The 18053-nt window shown below is 71.6% G+C and carries 16 protein-coding genes; 6 read left to right on the top strand and 10 right to left on the bottom strand.

What is annotated here, in order from left to right; all coding sequences use genetic code 11:
- Nucleotides 1-86: 86 nt before the first annotated feature.
- Entirely contained in the window at nucleotides 87-1487 is a 1401-nt protein-coding gene (locus A4U64_RS01595) for an ABC1 kinase family protein (protein ID WP_006947345.1), read from the bottom strand.
- 168 nt (nucleotides 1488-1655) lie between these two features.
- Here A4U64_RS01595 and A4U64_RS01590 point away from each other — a divergent pair, with 168 nt between their 5' ends.
- Complete coding sequence (locus A4U64_RS01590) at nucleotides 1656-2651, top strand: sigma-70 family RNA polymerase sigma factor (protein ID WP_006947344.1); 996 nt, start codon at nucleotides 1656-1658, stop codon at nucleotides 2649-2651.
- A gap of 9 nt (nucleotides 2652-2660) precedes the next feature.
- On the opposite strand, the gene A4U64_RS01585 is transcribed toward A4U64_RS01590, so the two are convergent.
- Complete coding sequence (locus tag A4U64_RS01585; protein WP_029546253.1) at nucleotides 2661-3113, bottom strand: VOC family protein; 453 nt, start codon at nucleotides 3111-3113, stop codon at nucleotides 2661-2663.
- 446 nt (nucleotides 3114-3559) lie between these two features.
- On the opposite strand from A4U64_RS01585, the gene A4U64_RS01580 reads away from it, so the two are divergent.
- The 3 genes from A4U64_RS01580 (at nucleotide 3560) to A4U64_RS01570 (ending at nucleotide 6410) form a co-directional block, all read left to right on the top strand.
- Nucleotides 3560-4528: a pirin family protein gene (locus A4U64_RS01580; RefSeq protein ID WP_065922053.1), complete on the top strand. Its 969-nt coding sequence runs from the start codon at nucleotides 3560-3562 to the stop codon at nucleotides 4526-4528.
- Nucleotides 4529-4632: 104 nt separating this feature from the next.
- Nucleotides 4633-5406, top strand: a complete 774-nt coding sequence (locus A4U64_RS01575) for a pirin family protein (RefSeq protein WP_006947341.1) — start codon at nucleotides 4633-4635, stop codon at nucleotides 5404-5406.
- Nucleotides 5407-5495: 89 nt separating this feature from the next.
- Nucleotides 5496-6410, top strand: coding sequence for a PaaI family thioesterase (locus tag A4U64_RS01570; protein WP_006947340.1), 915 nt, complete (start codon nucleotides 5496-5498; stop codon nucleotides 6408-6410).
- Nucleotides 6411-6524: 114 nt separating this feature from the next.
- Here the strand turns inward: A4U64_RS01570 and A4U64_RS01565 are convergent, their stop codons facing one another.
- The 3 genes from A4U64_RS01565 to A4U64_RS01555 all read right to left on the bottom strand — a co-directional run bounded on the left by A4U64_RS01565 (nucleotide 6525) and on the right by A4U64_RS01555 (nucleotide 9614).
- Entirely contained in the window at nucleotides 6525-6818 is a 294-nt protein-coding gene (locus A4U64_RS01565) for a hypothetical protein (RefSeq protein ID WP_037201177.1), read from the bottom strand.
- 193 nt (nucleotides 6819-7011) lie between these two features.
- The gene (locus A4U64_RS01560) at nucleotides 7012-8220 is read right to left on the bottom strand and encodes a serine hydrolase domain-containing protein (protein WP_006947337.1); all 1209 of its coding nucleotides are present in this window, start codon (nucleotides 8218-8220) and stop codon (nucleotides 7012-7014) included.
- A complete protein-coding gene (locus tag A4U64_RS01555) occupies nucleotides 8217-9614 on the bottom strand; it encodes a WS/DGAT/MGAT family O-acyltransferase (RefSeq protein ID WP_006947329.1) in 1398 nt (465 codons plus the stop codon). Before A4U64_RS01555 ends, A4U64_RS01560 begins: the two co-directional genes overlap by 4 nt.
- A 136-nt stretch (nucleotides 9615-9750) precedes the next feature.
- On the opposite strand from A4U64_RS01555, the gene A4U64_RS01550 reads away from it, so the two are divergent.
- Entirely contained in the window at nucleotides 9751-11724 is a 1974-nt protein-coding gene (locus A4U64_RS01550) for a M13 family metallopeptidase (protein WP_065923380.1), read from the top strand.
- A 52-nt stretch (nucleotides 11725-11776) separates the two neighbouring features.
- Here the strand turns inward: A4U64_RS01550 and A4U64_RS01545 are convergent, their stop codons facing one another.
- The 4 genes from A4U64_RS01545 to A4U64_RS01530 all read right to left on the bottom strand — a co-directional run bounded on the left by A4U64_RS01545 (nucleotide 11777) and on the right by A4U64_RS01530 (nucleotide 15859).
- Nucleotides 11777-12511, bottom strand: a complete 735-nt coding sequence (locus tag A4U64_RS01545; RefSeq protein WP_006947325.1) for a M23 family metallopeptidase — start codon at nucleotides 12509-12511, stop codon at nucleotides 11777-11779.
- 266 nt (nucleotides 12512-12777) lie between these two features.
- A complete protein-coding gene (locus A4U64_RS01540) occupies nucleotides 12778-13932 on the bottom strand; it encodes a DUF418 domain-containing protein (RefSeq protein ID WP_065922052.1) in 1155 nt (384 codons plus the stop codon).
- 80 nt (nucleotides 13933-14012) lie between these two features.
- Entirely contained in the window at nucleotides 14013-14654 is a 642-nt protein-coding gene (locus tag A4U64_RS01535) for a response regulator (protein WP_050036446.1), read from the bottom strand.
- The gene (locus A4U64_RS01530; protein WP_065922051.1) at nucleotides 14651-15859 is read right to left on the bottom strand and encodes a sensor histidine kinase; all 1209 of its coding nucleotides are present in this window, start codon (nucleotides 15857-15859) and stop codon (nucleotides 14651-14653) included. The genes A4U64_RS01535 and A4U64_RS01530 overlap by 4 nt, the downstream gene beginning before the upstream one ends.
- A 107-nt stretch (nucleotides 15860-15966) precedes the next feature.
- Between A4U64_RS01530 and A4U64_RS01525 the strand changes: the two genes are divergently transcribed.
- Entirely contained in the window at nucleotides 15967-16671 is a 705-nt protein-coding gene (locus A4U64_RS01525) for a GAP family protein (RefSeq protein WP_065922050.1), read from the top strand.
- A 42-nt stretch (nucleotides 16672-16713) separates the two neighbouring features.
- Here the strand turns inward: A4U64_RS01525 and A4U64_RS01520 are convergent, their stop codons facing one another.
- Nucleotides 16714-18012 (bottom strand): alpha/beta hydrolase family protein, encoded by a 1299-nt coding sequence (locus A4U64_RS01520; RefSeq protein ID WP_065922049.1) that lies wholly within the window; start codon nucleotides 18010-18012, stop codon nucleotides 16714-16716.
- Nucleotides 18013-18053: the final 41 nt, after the last annotated feature.

The following is an 18053-nucleotide window of genomic DNA, read 5'->3' as shown; positions in this document are numbered from 1 at the left end:
GAACCGAGCGAATGGACCATGCTGTCGACGTGAGGAGCTGAACGATACATTCGCTCGCCCCCGCGCCCCGCGCGCCCGCGCCCGCGCTACGCGGGTAGCTCGAGCCCCTGCTCGCCGGCGCGGCGCGCCACCTCCTCCGGGAAGACGTTGCGCAGCAGGTACAGGTCCTGGCCGATGACCCAGCCGGGGGCGAGGGCGGTGGCGTAGCGCTCGAAGTAGCCGAGCTGCTTGCCGAACAGCACCAGTTCCTCCGGGCTGGCGATCCCCCATTGCTTGCCGAGCCGGATCAGCGCGACGATGAGTTCGCTGAGCCGGAGCTGCCCGAGGTCGCGGCCGAGGAGCGGAGCGAGGGCCTGCGCCACCTGCCGGCCGATCTCGGCATCGTCGGCATCGAGTCCGCTGGTGTAGCCGAGTGCGCGGATGCCTTGCGCCACGCGGGCGAAGTCCCCGTCGATGGCGGTCGCGCGGAACAGGTCGCGCAGGATGGCGCGCCAGTGCTCGGGCAGCTCGCCGACGATGCCGAAGTCCAGGAAGGCGAGGCGGCCGTCGTCGAGCAGCCACAGGTTCCCGGCGTGCACGTCGCCGTGGAACGGCCCGTGCAGGACGACCGATTCGATCCATACCTTCACCCCGCGGCGGATGAGCAGGCGGGTGTCGATGCCGGCGTCGGCGGGCACGCGGTCCATGGGCACACCGCGAAGGCGTTCCATGCAGATCACGCGCGGCCCGCAGTAGTCCCAGTACACCTGCGGCGTGGTGACGGCCGTGTTGTCCCCGAACGCGCCGATGCACTCCCGGAACCGGCTCTGCCGGTCCGCCTCGACCGCACTGTTGAGTTCGGTCATCGTGGACGAGTGCAGGTCGCGGATGATGGCGGTGGCGTTCGCGATGCGGAAGAACTCGAAGGCCTGCAGCAGGCGCGCGCCGAGGTAGGCCGCACGCAGGTCGATGAGCATGCGGTGGGCGATGCCGGGCCGCTGCACCTTCACGACCGCCTCCCGCCCGTCGTGCAGCACGCACGCATGCACCTGGCCGACGGACGCGGCGGCCAGCGGCAGGTCGTCGAACCGGGCGAACAGTTCGCCGACGGGATGCCCGAGGTCTTCCTCGATCACGGCGCGGGCCTGGTCCGCGGAGACGGGCGCGACGTCGTCCAGGCAGCGCAGGCACGCGTCGGCCAGCGGCTTGGGGAACACACCGGACGACGACGCCATGAGCTGGCCGAGCTTGACGAACGTGGGGCCGAGGATCTCGAATGCGTCGACGGTGCCCTCGGCGGCGGCGTCGGCCGGGCCGCGCCCGTCGGGTCGCAGTGGCCAGGCCAGCAGCTTCAGCAGCACGCTGACGACGAGCACCACGGCGACGACGACCGTGCGGCCGGCTTCGCGCAGACCGAAACGCTCGAGCGGGGGCATGTCGACGTGCAGGGCCGACGCGGGCGGTCCCCCGGCGTACGGGCCTGTCGGTCGTGGCGCGATGTCGGGCACGCGTCCCCCTCGTCCTTGCTGCCTGCCGGCGGGGCTGTCGGCCGGGGGCAGTTACTGGACGGTACCCGGAGTGCACAGATAGTTCGAGACCCTGTTTCCTGTCGGCCCCCAGGGCTACGCTCACGCTCGTAACTGCACTTCGGACCGACGGGCAGGCGGGGGCACACCATGACGGAGCAGGTTCTCGATTCGCAGGACGACTTTCTGACGCTCGCCGGTCCGTACCGGCGTGAGCTGCTGGCGCACTGTTACCGGATGAGTGGCTCGATCCACGACGCGGAGGACCTCGTGCAGGAGACGTACCTGCGCGCCTGGCGCGGCTACGCCAACTTCGGCGGCCGCTCGTCGCTGCGGACGTGGCTGCACCGCATCGCGACCAACGTGTGCCTGACCGCGCTGGAGGGCCGGTCGCGCCGGCCGCTGCCGACGGGGCTGGGGGCGCCGAGTTCGGATCCGGTCGACGACCTCGTCGAGCGCGGGGAAGTGCCGTGGCTCGAGCCGATTCCCGGCGGATCCCTCGGCGACGACGGTCGGCCGGACGACCCGACGGACCCGGCGGCGATCGTGACCTCGCGCGAGTCCATCCGTCTGGCGTTCGTGGCGGCGCTGCAGCATCTGTCGGCGCGGCAGCGGGCAGTGCTGCTGCTGAGGGACGTGCTGCAGTGGCGGGCGACGGAGGTGGCCACCGCGCTGGACACCTCGACGGCCGCGGTGAACAGCCTGCTCCAGCGGGCCCGCGCGCAGCTGCAGCAGGCGCAGGTGACGAAGGAGAATCTGGTCGAGCCGGAGAGCCCGGAGGCGCAGGCGCTGGTGCGGCGCTGGGTCGAGGGGTTCGAGAAGTACGACATCGATTCGATCGTCGAGATGCTCACCCAGGAGGCGGTCTGGGAGATGCCGCCGTTCGAGGGCTGGTACCGCGGCGCCGAGGCGATCGGGACCCTCATCCGGACGCATTGCCCGGCGAGCGGGCCGGGAGACCAGGTTCTGCTGCCGACGGTGGCGAACGGGCAGCCCGCCCTCGGCCTCTATATGAGAGGCGAGGACGGGCAGCACCATCCGTTTCAGCTGCAGGTGCTCGATGTCGTGGGCGACCGGGTGGTGCATGTGACGGTGTTCTTCGACACCGAGCTGTTCGCCCTGTTCGGGCTGCCCGAGCACCCCTGACGCCGGCCGCTACGTCTGCACGGACGTCTCGGCCTGGGGTCCCATCGCGGCGGCCGCGGCCTCGACGTCCATCCACATGACCTCCCAGACGTGCCCGTCGAGGTCGCGGAAGGCCCGGCCGTACATGAAGTCGGTCTTCATCTCCTCCGAGCCGGCGGTGATCCAGTCGCTGCCACCGGCGGCGAGCGCGGCGTCGACGAGCCGGTCGACCTCGTCGCGGCTCTCGGCGGACACGCTCATGAGCACCTCACGGGCCGTGGCGGTGTCGCAGATGTCGCCGGTGATGAAATCGCGGAAGCGCGGCTCCTCGAGGAGCATCACGTAGGTCTGTTCGTTGATCTCGAGGCAGGCGGTGTTGGCGTCGCAGAACATCTCGTTGAAGGTGAAGCCGAGAGCGTCGAAGAACGTGCGGGTGGCGGCGACATCCTTGACGGCCAGGTTGGCGAAGAGCATGCGGGACATCTTCAACTCCTTGCGTGTGAGCGGGCGGACGGTACCTCGGGTGAGGGTGTCGAGCAGGTAGACCACCCGGCAGCGGGAAACTCATCGCCCGCCCGGGATCGCCGAAATCCCGGCGCAGAGCCGTGCGAGGAACTATGCTCTGCGGCCGGTGCTCAGCGCACCGAAGCGATGGACCATACCCCAGCGGGTATGTATCCTGGCTTCATCCGGCCGACGGAGACGATCGGCCGTCACAGACACCGCGTCCCACCTCCCTCCCCCCGTAGGCGGGACGTGGCGCCGGGCGTCACGCGCCCGGCGCGGACCCCCTGCCCTCCCCTCCCCTCGGGCAGGGGGTTTGCCGTTTCCGGACCGGCCGGCTCGCGCCCGTCGCACGGCAGGAACAAATCCCCCGGCCGGTCGGTTAGAGTAGTTGAACAGTCAACTACATGCCGAAGGAGCCCGCCATGCCCGCGGTGACCGTAGACAACATCCTCACCCTGCCCCGCATCCCGTCCCCCGCGCCCGACGCCCCCGCCCGTCCCGTCCTCGGCGTCCGTACCGCCCCCCTCGGATACGAGGGTGAGGGTTTCCCCGTGCGCCGGGCATTCGCAGGCATCGACCAGCGCTTCCTCGATCCGTTCATCCACATGGACCAGATGGGCGAGGTGCAGTACGCACCCGGTGAACCCAAGGGCACCCCGTGGCACCCGCACCGCGGCTTCGAGACCGTCACCTACATGATCGACGGGATCCTGGAGCACAAGGACTCCAACGGCGGCGGCGGCACCATCGGCGGCGGCGACACCCAGTGGATGACGGCGGGGTCGGGCATCCTGCACATCGAGGCCCCGCCCGAACATGTCGTGGCCAGCGGCGGCCTGTTCCACGGCGTGCAGTTGTGGGTGAACCTGCCCCGGGACAACAAGATGGCGCAGCCCCGATACCAGGACATCTCCGGCAGCCAGGTGGCCCTGGCCTCCTCCCCCGACGGCGGCGCCCTCGTCCGCGTCGTCGCCGGCGAGATCGGCGGTGTGCGCGGCCCCGGCGTCACCCACACCCCGATCGCCCTGGCCCACCTGACCGTCGCGCCCGGCGCCTCGGTGACCCTGCCGTGGCGCCGGGAGTACAACGCGCTCGGTTACGTGCTCGCCGGGGACGGCACCGTCGGCGCGGAGCGCGCACCGATCCGGGCGGGACAGACCGCCGTGTTCGGACCCAACGGTGACAGCGTCACGTTCACCGCCGCCGCCACCCAGGACTCGCGCACCGCGTCGCTCGAGGTGTTCCTGCTCGGCGGGCGGCCGATCCGCGAGCCCGTGGCGATGTACGGGCCGTTCGTGATGAACACCAAGGCCGAGATCATCCAGGCGTTCGAGGACTTCCAGGCCGGCCGGCTCGGGACCGTCCCGGCCGAACACGAGCAGTTGCCGTAACGCGCGCCGGGACCGGGGCGCGCATCCGAAAGCTGCGCGGCCCGGCCCGTCCGCGCCCCGTTCCGCTCCGTACCCTGAACCGCGATACCTTTCGAGGAGACACCATGACCGACGCCCCGACCATCGACATCCGGCGCGCCGAGGACCGGCTGACGACGAAGATCTCCTGGCTCGATTCGAAGCACTCGTTCTCCTTCGGGCACCACTACGACCCGGACAACACCCACCACGGGCTGCTGCTGGTCAGCAACGACGACACCGTCCTGCCGGGCCAGGGCTTCGACACGCATCCGCACCGCGACATGGAGATCGTGACCTGGGTGCTGCGCGGCAGCCTCGTGCACCAGGACTCGATCGGGCACTCCGGCGTCATCTACCCCGGCCTGGCGCAACGGATGAGCGCCGGGACGGGCATCCTGCACTCGGAGAAGAACGACTCCTGGCGACTGCCCGGCGTCACGGGGCTGCACGCCGGGGAACACGCCGAACCGGTGCGCTTCATCCAGATGTGGGTGGTCCCGGACGAGTCGGGCATCACCCCCGGCTACGAACAACTCGAGATCGACGACGAGCTGATGCGCGGCGGACTGGTGCCCGTCGCGACCGGGATCCCCGAGCACCGCGACCACGCCGCCATCCGCATCCACAACAGGTACGCCGGGCTGTCGGTCGCCCGGCTGCAGCCGGGCCGGACGGTCGTCCTACCCGATGCGCCGTACCTGCACGTGTTCGTCGCCCAGGGCACGGCCGAGCTCGAGGGCGCCGGCACCCTGCGGGAGGGTGACGCCGTGCGACTGACCGGGTCCGGCGGACAGCGGATCCACACCGACACGGCCGCGGAGATCCTCGTGTGGGAGATGCACGCGCATCTCGGCTGACCGGGGTGGGCGGGACGCCCCGGTCCCGGCCTCGGTACGGTGACCGAGCGAACCCTCGCTCCGTCCCTCCCGATCCCAGGATGCCTCCCGTGACCGTCACCGCCCCCGAAACCGATCGCCTCAACGCCTTCATGGGTATCGACACCGTGGTCGGGGAGCCCCGAACGGTGGCGTTCCGCCAACCGCTCGGCAACCGGTTTCTCGACCACCGCGGCCGCACCACCGTCGGGTCCGTCGGTGTGCTCACCGACGTCGTGCTCGGCGCCGCCCCGCACCTCGTGTGGCGGGGCCAGGGCCGCGACACCCGGTCCGTACTCACCCAACTCAGCGCGTCGACCGCGAATCCGATTTCCGCCCAGGGGAATCTGCACGGTACCGGCCGCGCCGTCCACGTGGACGAGGACACGGCACTGAGCACCGCGCAGATCCGCGACGACGCAGGCGATCTGGTGATCCAGCTGACGGGGCGGTCCATGGTCGTGAATCGTCCCGCCGTGTTCGACGCAGACTCGTTCGCGGACGCGTCCGGTCTGTCCCGGCCCACCCCCGAACCCTGGACGGATCCGGCGGAGCTCACCGACCGCCCCGGGCTCGACGTAGTCTCCGGCATCGCCGCCGGCACGGTGGCCCGCGGACCGCTCGCGGGACTACTCGGCCTGCGCCTGCAGACCGTCGAGAAGGGCCACGTCACCGCGGTGGTGCCGCCGGTGGAGTGGATGGCCAATCCCATGGGGGCGGTGCAGGGCGGGGTGCTGGTCTCCGTCGCCGACGCCGTCGCCGAACTGGCGGCCCAGACCCTCACCGCCGCCGGCCGGCAGTACCGGCTGCTGAACCTGACCCTCGACTACCTGCGCTCACCCGAGGCGCCGGGGCCCGACATGCTCGTCGAGGCGAAGGTCACCCGTGCGGGCCGGCGACTCGCCTCGATCGACACGCACCTCACCGCACCGGACGGCGCGGTCCTGGTGCGGGCCCACGCGAGCGTGCACATGGGTTCGCTCTGAAGGTGTCGGCTTCCGACCGCGCTCGATCAACTCGCCGAGCGGCGGGCGGAGACGACCCTCGTCCGGCCCCCGGGCTCGGACCGTCGCATCAGGGGCGGGCGCAGGTCGTACCGGTCAGTGGTCGTCGTAGTGCCCGTCGTGCGCGGCGTGCCGGTGCCCGTCGTGGATGTAGTCCAGGTGATCCCCGTGCGGGACGGCCACGTGCCCGCAGCCTTCACCGTGGACGTGGTCGTGTCCTTCGTGGGCCACATGCTCGGCGGGTTCACACTCGTCGACGTGTCCGTCGTGGACTCGGTGCAGATGCCCGTCGTGCACATAGTCGACGTGGTCGCCGTGTGGCACGGCCACGTGCCCGCAGCCCTCGCCGTGGGCGTGTTCGTGGCCTGCATGTTCTCGGTGGGTGGTCATCGCCGCGCTCCTCGGACAGACGAAACCGTTTCGCGCTTCCCAGTCTCCCACCGTCATCCGTGGTTCGGAACAGAGCCGCCGGTGATCCTGCTGTTCGTGGTCGAGGCGGTCACCGGGCGCCGCGTGCACCACTGACAGGTCCCGGGTCGGCACGGGGTGCGGGCTCCTCGGCAGGCCGTCAGGTAGCCCGCCGTCAGGCCGCCTGCCGGGCGACGACGACACCCGCGGCGCCGAGGCGCGGGAACCGCATGTCCGAGATGGGGGTGACGCTCCCGAGGCGGTTGGTGACGAAGGCGATCGACAGGCCGGTTTCCGGATCGGCGAACGCGCCGGAGCCGCCGAAGCCGAAGTGGCCGATCGACTGCAGCGGCTGCTCGCGCAGGGCGACCCAGCCCGGGTGGTAGCCCAGCCGCCAGTTCGGGCGGATACCGAGCACGTAGTCGCGGCGACGGGTCTGCACCTCCAGGACCTGTTCGAGGGTCTCCTCCTTCAGCAGCCGCGCCCCGCCGAGTTCGCCGGCGTTCGCGAGGGCCCCGTACATCCGGGCCAGCGCGCGAGCGGTGAACACCCCGTTCCACCCCGGCATCACCGCGTCGTGCGCCGCGGGGCTGCGGGCCAGCTCGTCGAAGCCTTCGGCCATGCCCGCTTCGGCGACGCCGCGCAACCCGGGCAGCCGCGACAGCACGGTGCCGGTGACCGCCCACGGCGCGGGGGTCGGATTCAGCCGGGGGAACACCCGGGCGATGCGGTGCCGATCTTCCTGCGGCACGTGGAACCAGAACTCGCGCAGACCGAGCGGGCCGGCGATCTCCTGCTCGATCAGCTCGGTGAAGGACAGGCCGGTCACCCGGATGGCGATCTCGGCGACGAGGTTGCCGTAGGTGACGGCGTGATAGCCGGGGCCGGCGAGCCGGCGCGGGTCCGGCGCGGCTGCCGCGAGGGCGGCCGCCACCGCGTCGGAGTCGAGCAGCCCGAAGCGTCCCGGCACGAGGCCGCGCGCGCGGTGCAGGCCGGCGCGGTGCGACATCAGTTCCCGGACGGTGATGGATTCCTTCCCGGCGGCCCCGAATTCGGGCCAGTACGCCGCGACCGGTTCGTCGTAGTCGACCAGCCCGCGCTCGGCGAGCCGGTGCAGCACGGTGCTCGCGACGCCCTTGCCGGTGGAGAACGACAGCGCCACCGTGTCGTGGGTCCAGCGCTTGTCCCGGGACGCCCAGCCCGCCCAGATGTCGAGCACCGGTTCGCCGTGCAGGTACGCGGCCAGCGCCCCGCCGCCCTGCCGGGTGTCGCGGAACATCTTGAAGAACCGGTCGGCAACCGGCAGGAAGCGAGGGTCGACGATCATCTCCGTCCGGGGGTGCTCGCCGTCCACCCGCCTGGTCGCTCCGGTGTCGGAACTCATGGCGCCACTCCTACCGCGGCCTCCAGTTGTGACAGAGACCGCTCTGTCAGAGGTATCAACGCTTCGATGTCCGGTATTACTTCCCCACCGGCCACATATCCGAAGCCGACTCGGTCGGCATACGAGCACACCGTGACGTTGAGAGCCATCCCGTCGTACACGATCGACACGGGGTAGATCTCCTCGAGGTGGGCGCCGTTCCAGTACAGCTCGGTGCGCGGGCCGGGCACGTTGGAGATCGGGAGGTTGTAGCCGGGCCGCACCCTCGGGTCGAACGGGAGCATCGGGACCAGAATGGTCGGCAGGATGCTCGGAGCTGCCACCAGCAGCGACGGCACCGGCCCCAGCGACGCGACGCGCTCCTTGGCCACCTGCATCGACCGGTGGATCAGGCCCAGCCGGTCGGCCGGATCGGCGAGGTCGGTGCCCAGGGTGCACACCGCGGTTCCGAACGCATTGCCCGCCGTCCCGCCGTCCTCCCGCCCGCGTACCGAGACCGGGCAGATCGCCACCAGGGAGTCACCGGGCAGTTCGTCGTGCTCGGCGAACCACGAGCGCAACGCCCCGGCCACAACGGCCGTGACGACGTCGTTGCCGGTCACCCCCGCCGCGTGCTGGATCGCGCGCAGCCGCGCCTTCGGCCAGCCGGCGGCCGCGAAGGTGCGGCCGGCTCCGAGAGGGCCGTTGAGCCGGGTGCGGGGCGCCGCGAACGGCAGCACGGTGGTGTCGGTGGTCAGGCCCTGCACCGTGGAGCGGACCTGCCCTTCGACGGTCCGACGGACCAGACCCATCCCGGAGGCGACCGTCCCGACGGCCGAGCGGGCCAGGGCGAGCGGGGTGGGAAGCCCGCCGTGCGCGGACCCGGGCCGGTCCCGCCCGCCGGTGGCGAAGAACGGGGACATCGATCGACGATCGGGGTCCGGCGACATCGACTCCTCGATCATCCGCAGGCCCGCGATCCCGTCGAGGACCGCATGGTGGACCTTGATGTAGAGCGCGTACCGGCCGTCGGGAAGGCCGTCGACGAGGTGTGCCTCCCACATCGGGCGGGAGCGGTCGAGGGGCTCGGCATGCAACGCGCCCACCAGCTGCCACAGCTCGTCCCGTCCGGCGCCCGGCGGCAGCGACGCCCGCCGCACGTGGTAGCTCAGGTCGATGTCGTCCACGTCGCGCCAGGCCCACCACCCGCCGGTGTCCACTCCCCGGTGCGCCCGGCGCCGCAGCACCGGATCCACCTCGCCGCCCCGGCCGAGGGCGTCCCGGTACGCGTCGTCGACGAACCGCGGGCCGGCATCCTCGGGCGGGTCGAGGATCAGCACCACCGCGACGTGCATGGGGTTGGCCAGCAGCTCCGCCGTCATGAGAACGGCGTCGATCGGGTCCATCAGACCCACATGCTCACCCCGCTTCCACGTGTCTGTGAGGCTTCGGTCACGGTAACTCGAGCGGGACGCGTCGCGGGCCGGGACGGCCGGTCGCGCACGCGCAGGCCCGTGCCGGGTGCGGAGAATGGGTGTAAGGATGGACGACATGACCATCGTGGAGCATTCCCGGGCTCGGCACTCGGGCATCGACCTGACCCACCTCGACGAGAGCACCCGAGCGCAGGACGATCTGTTCGAGCACGTCAACGGGCGCTGGCTCGCCGAACACGAGATCCCCGCCGACCGGGCCCTCGACGGCGCGTTCCGCACGCTGTTCGACAAGGCCGAGGTCGACGTCCGCACCCTCATCGAGGAGGCGGCCGCGTCCTCGGCCGAGCGGGGCACCGACGCGCAGCGCATCGGCGACCTGTACGCGAGCTTCCTGAACACGGAGGCCGTGGAGGCGGCGGGGCTGAGCCCGATCGCCGGCGAGCTGGCCGCCGTGGCGGACGCCGCGGACCGGGCCGAGTTCGCGGCCGTGCTCGGGCGGCTGCAACGCGTCGGGGTCGGCGGCGCCGTCGCGCACTACGTCGACACCGACGCGAAGAACTCGTCGCGCTATCTGATGCACACGACGCAGTCCGGCCTCGGCCTGCCCGACGAGTCGTACTACCGCGAGGACGGCCACGCCGAGATCCGGGCGCAGTACGTCGCGCACATCGGGCGCATGTTCGAGCTGGCGGGCATCGGGCACGACCCGCAGCGGGTCCTCGACCTCGAGACGCGGCTGGCGGCCGGGCACTGGGACGTGGTCAAGCGGCGCGACGCCGACCTGTCCTACAACCTGGTGACGTTCGAGGCGCTGACCTCCGATCGGCCCGGCTTCGACTGGCGCGGCTGGATCGACGCGCTCGGCGCCACCGAGGAGCAGTGGGCCGAGATCGTGGTCCGCCAGCCGGACTTCCTCGACACGTTCGCGCGGCTGTGGGCCGACGCGCCCCTCGAGGACTGGAAGGCTTGGGCCACCTGGCGGGTCCTGCACGCCCGCGCGCCGTACCTCACCGAGGCGCTCGTCGCCGAGAACTTCGCGTTCTACGGCCGCACCCTGACCGGCGCGCAGGAGATCCGCGACCGGTGGAAGCGCGGCGTGGCGCTCGTACAGGACCTGCTCGGCGAGGCCGTCGGCAAGCTGTATGTGGAACGGCACTTCCCGGCCGAGGCCAAGGCCCGCATGCAGCACCTCGTCGCCAACCTGCAGGAGGCGTACCGGCGCAGCATCGCCGATCTGGAGTGGATGAGCCCGCAGACCCGCGAGGCGGCGCTGCGCAAGCTGGAGAAGTTCACCCCCAAGATCGGCTACCCGGACAAGTGGCGGGACTACTCGGCCGTGACGATCGACGCGGGCGATCTGGTCGGCAACTACCGCAGCGGCTACGCCGCCGAGTACGACCGCGACCTGGCCAAGCTCGGTGGGCCGGTGGACCGCGACGAGTGGTTCATGACGCCGCAGACCGTCAACGCCTACTACAACCCGGGTATGAACGAGATCGTGTTCCCTGCCGCGATCCTGCAACCGCCGTTCTTCGACCTGCACGCCGACGACGCCGCCAACTACGGCGGGATCGGCGCCGTCATCGGCCACGAGATCGGGCACGGCTTCGACGATCAGGGCGCCAAGTACGACGGCGACGGCAATCTCGAGAACTGGTGGACCGACGACGATCGCACCGAGTTCGGCAAGCGCACCGCGGCGCTGATCGCGCAGTACGACGAGTTCGAGCCGAAGGCGCTCGCCGGCCATCGCGTCAACGGCAGCTTCACCATCGGCGAGAACATCGGCGACCTCGGCGGGCTGTCCATCGCGCTGAAGGCGTACGAGATCGCACTCGACGGCGCCGAGGCGCCCGTGATCGACGGCCTCACGGGCCTGCAGCGGGTGTTCTTCGGCTGGGCGCAGGTGTGGCGGACCAAGGTCCGCGACGAGGAGGCGCTGCGCCGGCTAGCCGTGGACCCGCACTCGCCGCCGGAGTTCCGCTGCAACGGGGTGGTACGCAACATCGACGCCTTCTACGAGGCGTTCGACGTGCGTCCCGGCGATGCGCTGTATCTCGCGCAGGAGGAGCGCGTGCGGATCTGGTGAGCCGGACGCCGGTGCGCCGCGCCCCCCGACGGGGCGGCGTACCGGCGCCCGACTAGGAGCGCGAGGCCTGAGGTACCGAGATCCCGCGCGAGCCGAACCAGGCCATCGGGTCCATCTTGGCGCCGCCCGGCTGCCACACCTCGAAGTGCAGGTGCGGCCCGGTGGACTGGCCTCGGTTGCCCATCGTGGCGATCACGTCGCCCGCCCGCACCTGCTGGCCGACGGACACGAGCGACTCGTTGATGTGCCCGTAGACGCCGATGGTGCCGTCGTCCTGTTGGATGCGAACCCACAGCCCGAAGCCGGAGGCGGGACCGGATTCGATCACGGTGCCGTCGGTGACCGACTTGATCGGCGTGCCGATGGCGTTGGCGATGTCGATGCCGTTGTGCGCCGTTCCCCAGCGGGGACCGAAGCCGGAGGTCAGCGCCCCGACGGTCGGGAAGACGGCGCTCGGGCGGCTCGCGAGTTCCCGTGCGATCCGCTCGGACTCCTGCTGGGCGAGGCGTTCGGCCTCCTGCTGGGCGAGGCGCTCCGCCTCGCGCTGGCGCTCCGCGGCCTCCGCGGCGAGGCGCGCGGCCTCCCGCTCGGCGGCGCGCTGCAGCTGGTCGACGTACCGGTCGGTGCCGGCGTCCGGAAGCTGCAGCACCTGCGGTGCCGTCGAGAGTCCGACCGTCGGCTGCTGCCGCTCGGGGGCGGCCTCGGCCCGGGGTTGGCCGGGCGCCGCCTGGGCCGCGGCGCTGCCGGCCGCGAGCACGGCGCCGACCGCCAGGGGGATGGTCAGCAACCGGCGCGCGGGCCCGGTCCGGGTCGAGCGCCGGTGGGCCCCACGCCGGGGCGCCACGGGTTCGGAAGCTTCGCTGGAGTTGTCACCATCGTGGCGGGCGTACGGGGCCAATCTGCTGTCCTCGCCGTTCGAGCGGTCCGTTTAATAACGGATTGATCACGGTCGAGTCACAGATTAGCGCATAGCTCCGCTGGTGGGTAGCCGCTCCCAGCGGACCGAATGTCACAGGCGTTCCGCTCCGCGATCCAAATGTGACATTCGGCCCACTAGGAAGGGGTCGCCGGCTCGCGCACCAGCCGCTGGTACGAGACCCGCCACAACCACTCGACCGGCCCCTGCCGATATCGCCACAGCCACCAGCTCGCCGTGACGAGCAGCACCGCACACACCAGCAGGTACACCGCGACGGTGAACGGCACCCGCAGCGACGGATCAACTCTCGCCGCCAGCCCGAGGCCCCAGCCGTAGCACAGCGCAGAGGCGAGAACGTTCTGCGCGACGTAGCAGCTCAACGCGGTCCGGCCGATGCGTTCCAGCCCGGTCCCGACCACCCCCGCCCGCCGCGGCGTCGCGTGGAACTGCGCGATCCAGGCGAGCAGGCCGACCGCGACGAACGGGGCCACGCCGTAGCGGGCGACCAGCACACCGGCCTCACCGCCGCACAATCCCACGACCGCGTCGACCGGGGCGGCGACCGCCCCGAGCAGCATCAGCTTCCGCCGCAGCACCCGGCTGCCCGGATCGAAGATTCCCGCCTCGTACAGCGCGGCACCGGCGAGGAACATCGCGATCGTCATCGGGATCACGAAGATCACCTCGGCCCGGAACGCGCCGACGTTCTCGGCCCGGAACACCACCAGATCCCACCAGCTGCCGGTGGCGAACACGTCGGTGGCCGGGGCGGTGGGCGCCCCGGAATCCGGCTCGGCCGCGATCGCCGCCACCAGCGCGGTGAGCAGCAGCACGTGCACGGCGGACGCGGCGACGGCCACCCACAGCCGCGCCCGTGCCGATGCGACGACGAGACCGCACACGAGCATCGACACCAGTGCGTAACCCATGAGGATGTCGAATTCGGCGACGAGCAGGTAGTGCAGCGCGCCGTCGAGCAACAGCAGCGCGGCACGCACCCGGTACCCGCCCGGCCACGGCCGTCCCGCCCGTCGCGCCGACGCCGCCTGGATCGCCAGACCGATCCCGAACATCAAGGTCAGCAACCCCAGGAACTTGCCCTGGGCGAGTGGCATGAGGATCCGCTGGGGCCACGGCTCGGAACCGAGCGTGTTCAGGTAGCCGACGATGCCGGCCGGGTCGGTGAAGATCCAGATGTTCGTGCCGAGCGTGCCCAGGATGGCGATGCCGCGCGCGACGTCGAGCGCAACGATGCGCCCGGGCCGGGTCGTCGTCTCGGTTGCAGTCATGACTTCGACCCTGACGTGAGGCGGTCGCCGGCGCGTCGGCCACCCGACGGACCGGGTGTCCTCCCTCCGGAGGAGGCGACCTACCTGCCCGCGATCTGCCGGGCGACGAACGCGGCGTGCAACCGCGAATCCACCCCCAGCTTCGCCAGGACCCGGGAGACGTGGGTCTTGACGGTGGTGGCGCCGATGTTCAGGCGCTCGGCGATCTGCTGGTTCGCCAGGCCCTCACCGAGGCAGTCGAGCACCTCGCGTTCCCGGTCCGTGAGCAGGTCCACGCCGGTCGGCGGCGGCACCGGTTCGGCGGCGCCGGTGGCCAGGCCCGCGATGACGGTGCGGGTCACCTGCGGGGACAGCACGCCGTCGCCGTGGGCCACCCGCCGGATACCGTCGGTCAGTTCCTGCGCGGAGGCCGACTTCAGCAGGAAGCCCGCGGCGCCGGCGCGCAGCGCACCCAGGACGTACTCGTCGACGTCGAAGGTCGTGAGGACGAGCACCTGGGTATCGCTCGTCTCGCGGATCCGGCGGGTGGCCTCGATGCCGTCGGTGCCCGGCATGCGGATGTCCATGAGCACCACGTCCGGCCGCAGCGCCCGCACCTGACGCACGGCGACGTCGCCGTCGGCGGCCTCGCCGACCACCTCGAGATCGGAGGTCGCGGACAGGATCATCGCCAGCCCCGCGCGGATGGCTCCGTGGTCGTCGGCGAGCAGCACCCGGATCACGACGGCGCTCCCGGGCGCAGCGGCAGCGACGCCCCCACGACCCACGTCCCGTCGGACGGACCCGCCCGGAACCGGCCGCCGAGAAGTTCGGTGCGTTCCCGCATGCTCGCCAGGCCCCGGCCGCCCGACGGCGTGCGCGGCGCGGCAACCGTCCCGTCGGGGAGCGGGTTGCGCACGGTCACCTCCAACCGGTCGCCGCGCGCGTCCAGCGACAGCTCGACGGGGACGCCGGGCGCGTGCTTGGCGGCGTTGGTCAGGGCCTCCTGGACGATGCGATAGGCGGCGTGGTCGACGGCGACGGGCAGCTGCCGCCCCGGACTCGACCGGCGGACGTGGACGACGGTGCCCCCGGCGTGGGCCGAGTCGACGAGCTTGCCGAGGTGGGCCAGCCGCCCGGGCGCGGTCGTCTCGCCGAGGACGGGCCGGTCCCGCAGTAGTCCGATCATCTCCCGCATCTCCTCGAGCGCGTCGACGCTGTTGCTCCGCACCGATTCGAGCACGGCGTGCAGCGCCTCCATCCGGCGGGCCGTCGGCGACGACGCATCGCGGGAGAGGCCCAGCGCGGCCTCGGACTGGATCGCGATCGCCGACAGGTGCCCGGCGACGACGTCGTGCAGATCGCGGGCCATGCGGTTGCGCTCGGCCGCCACGGCGGCCCGCCGGTCGAGTTCGGCGATCGTGGTGACGGCCTCGGCGCGGGCGCGTTCGGCGTCGGCGATGTCCTTGTGCAACCGGACCGCGCGCCCCCACCACAGCGGAGTGCCGACGAACGCGGACAGCGCAATCGCCGTGAGCACCAGCAGCTGCCAGTTCCCGGTGACGACGTAGACGACCCCGAAGCAGGCCGCGGAGAGCGCGGAGGCGAGGCCGAGCAGCGCCCGTGCCTGCCGCTCGGTGCCGTAGCGGACGCCGGCGTAGAGCAGGTCGGAGTAGACGAGCCACACGGGCAGGGACGGTCCGAGCAGGAGGTCGATGCCCAGCGGCACCGCACCGAGCACGAGTGCCGCCACCGGCCGCCGCACCCGGAGCACCGCTGCGCCGCACACGGCCGCCAGCAGGCCGACACGCACGGCCGCCGGAGCCTCCACCCTGACGGGGGCGAGTTCGTACAGACCTGCGGACAGCAACAGCAGCCCGAGCAGGAACTCGGCCACCGCGATACACCAGCCCTGCGCGGTGACGGAGAGAGACGACCAACGCGGCACCCGTTCATCACAGCACAGGCGCGCGGCCGGTTCGTCCTCCCGACGGAGGACCCCGCCTCGTTCCGAAGACCGACGACACGCGTGCGGTGACCGCCGAGCATCGAGCCATGGACCTCGCTCTCCTGGGCACGCTCGCGGTGCTGGCGCTCGTGGACAGCACCAGTCTCGGCACCCTCGTCGTGCCGCTGTGGTTGCTCACCGTGCCGGGCCGGCCCCCCGTACGCCGCCTGCTGGTGTACCTGCTGTCGATCGCCGCGTTCTACTTCGTCGTCGGACTCGTGCTGATGTCCGCGGGCCGGAGCGGCGCCGCGGCGCTCGCGCGGTGGAGCGACACGACGGCGTGGCACTGGGCGCAACTCTCGGTGGGCGCGGCTCTGTTCGCGGTGAGCTGGCGATTCGACTCGGGGAAGGCGCGGGTTGCGGGCCGCGGGAGCCGGCTGCGGCACTGGCGCTCCCGGGCCCTCGAGCGGCAACGGACGGCGTCCGGTGTGGCAGTGCTCGCGCTCGGTGCCGGGACCGTCGAGGTCGCCACGATGCTGCCGTACCTGGCGGCGATCGGGACGATCGTGGCGACGGGCCTGCCGGCCGCCCCCGGCGCCGGCCTGCTCGCCGGGTACTGCGCGGTGATGGTGCTGCCGGCCCTGCTGCTGGTGGTGGGCCGGCTCGTCGTGCACCGGCGGATCGAGCCGCTGCTGCGACGTCTCGACGAGTTCACCGCCCGGCACGCCGACTCGGCGCTGGGATGGGTGCTGGGTATCGCCGGGTTCCTGATCGCGCGGGATGCGGCGGCGGCCCTGTTCTTCGCGGACTGAGGAGGTCTCCGGGCCGGATCTCCTGCCCGGCGGCCACCTCGCTCAGCCGTCCGCCACCTCACGCGCCGACGCGCCGCCGGAGGCCCGGACGCGGGCCCGGTCGGCCAGCACCGTGTCCAGCCAGTCGAACATCCGCTGGTCGGTGAGGCTGCGAGCGAGGGGCTGGCAGTGGAAGTTGGCACCCTCCGCCGCGGTGAACGACGCCAGTTCCTTCGCCCCGCGCAGCCGCTCGGCGAGCTGCCGGGACTGGCCGGGCCAGAACTGCTCGTCCTCGGGGTCGGTGACGAACAGCGGCGTCGTGATCGACTCGGGGAGATCGCCGAGCCGGTACTTCAGCACCTCGGTGAGGGTGTCGAAGTACGAGTCCATCCTGCGGTAGGGGCGGGCCCGGAACCGCCATGTGCGCTCGAGCCGGCCCGACAGCCGCATGCCGAAGGCCATGTCGCGATCGAACTTCTCCCGGTCGCCCTTCTCGAGCAACTCGATCATGTTCTTGGGCATGTGGGCGAGCCACGACGCGGACACGTCGACCACCCCCGGATCGGCGATTGCCGCCGCGATCCGGTGCTCGAAGGCCAGTGCGCGCGGCACCCAGTATCCGGCCTGACTGATCCCGTAGAGGGCGATGCGCGAGCCGTCGACCTCCGGGTACCGGAGGAGGAAGTCCACGATCGGCGTGATCACGGCCTCCCAGTCGTGCCGGAACGGCACGCCGCGCTCGAACAGCATGGACTGCTGCCCTGGACCGTCGAAGAACAGCACGTTGTAGCCGCGGGCGAGGGCGCCGGCCCCGGCGGCGGTCCACAGGCTGCTGATGGGCCCGTCGCTGCCGTTGTTCAGGATCAGGGTGGGGCGTGGTTCGCGGGTCTCCTCGCCGAGCGGCCGCAGCAGGTAGCCCGGCAGGAAGCCGTCCTCGTAGGGAATGTCCACCCGCTCGGCCGGGTGCGCGGTGGTCTCGACGAACCGGTCCCACGCCGCCCGGTGCTGCCGAAACGTCGGCAGCAGCGGGCCGTCGTCGGCCAGACCGTCCACGGAGTTGACCGCGGTAGCGAAATACGTTGCGGCACGCAGGTATGCGCCCGCGGCGCTGACGACGTGCCCGGCCTCGGCGGAGGCATCGGCGAGCCCCCGGACTCGACTGCCGAGCGCCACCCAGGCCTCGAACCACTTCTCGTGATCCTTCTCGCCGAGCGGGGCGATGGTGGCGAGTACCTCCCCCACGTCCGCCGCACCGTGCACGGCCTGTCCGAGCAGGAACCGGACCTCGAAGTCGAAGTCCTCGTCGCGGTAGAAACCTGCGGTGAACGCCTGGTGCGGATGCGCAAAGAAGGATGCAGGCATGTGGGCTCCCTCGGGCGGTGGCGGGGCACACCCACCGTACG

The organism is Rhodococcus sp. WB1, from assembly GCF_001700945.1.
In the GTDB taxonomy this organism is placed as follows: domain Bacteria; phylum Actinomycetota; class Actinomycetes; order Mycobacteriales; family Mycobacteriaceae; genus Rhodococcus; species Rhodococcus aetherivorans.
This window is presented reverse-complemented; position numbering and strand designations above follow the sequence as displayed.

Coding starts and splice junctions, on each gene's coding strand:
- A4U64_RS01580 (WP_065922053.1), top strand. CDS start 3,560: ATGCCCGCGGTGACCGTAGACAACATCCTCACCCTGCCCCGCATCCCG.
- A4U64_RS01540 (WP_065922052.1), bottom strand. CDS start 13,932: ATGACTGCAACCGAGACGACGACCCGGCCCGGGCGCATCGTTGCGCTC.
- A4U64_RS01565 (WP_037201177.1), bottom strand. CDS start 6,818: ATGACCACCCACCGAGAACATGCAGGCCACGAACACGCCCACGGCGAG.
- A4U64_RS01590 (WP_006947344.1), top strand. CDS start 1,656: ATGACGGAGCAGGTTCTCGATTCGCAGGACGACTTTCTGACGCTCGCC.
- A4U64_RS01560 (WP_006947337.1), bottom strand. CDS start 8,220: ATGAGTTCCGACACCGGAGCGACCAGGCGGGTGGACGGCGAGCACCCC.
- A4U64_RS01550 (WP_065923380.1), top strand. CDS start 9,751: ATGACCATCGTGGAGCATTCCCGGGCTCGGCACTCGGGCATCGACCTG.
- A4U64_RS01575 (WP_006947341.1), top strand. CDS start 4,633: ATGACCGACGCCCCGACCATCGACATCCGGCGCGCCGAGGACCGGCTG.
- A4U64_RS01520 (WP_065922049.1), bottom strand. CDS start 18,012: ATGCCTGCATCCTTCTTTGCGCATCCGCACCAGGCGTTCACCGCAGGT.
- A4U64_RS01525 (WP_065922050.1), top strand. CDS start 15,967: ATGGACCTCGCTCTCCTGGGCACGCTCGCGGTGCTGGCGCTCGTGGAC.
- A4U64_RS01585 (WP_029546253.1), bottom strand. CDS start 3,113: ATGTCCCGCATGCTCTTCGCCAACCTGGCCGTCAAGGATGTCGCCGCC.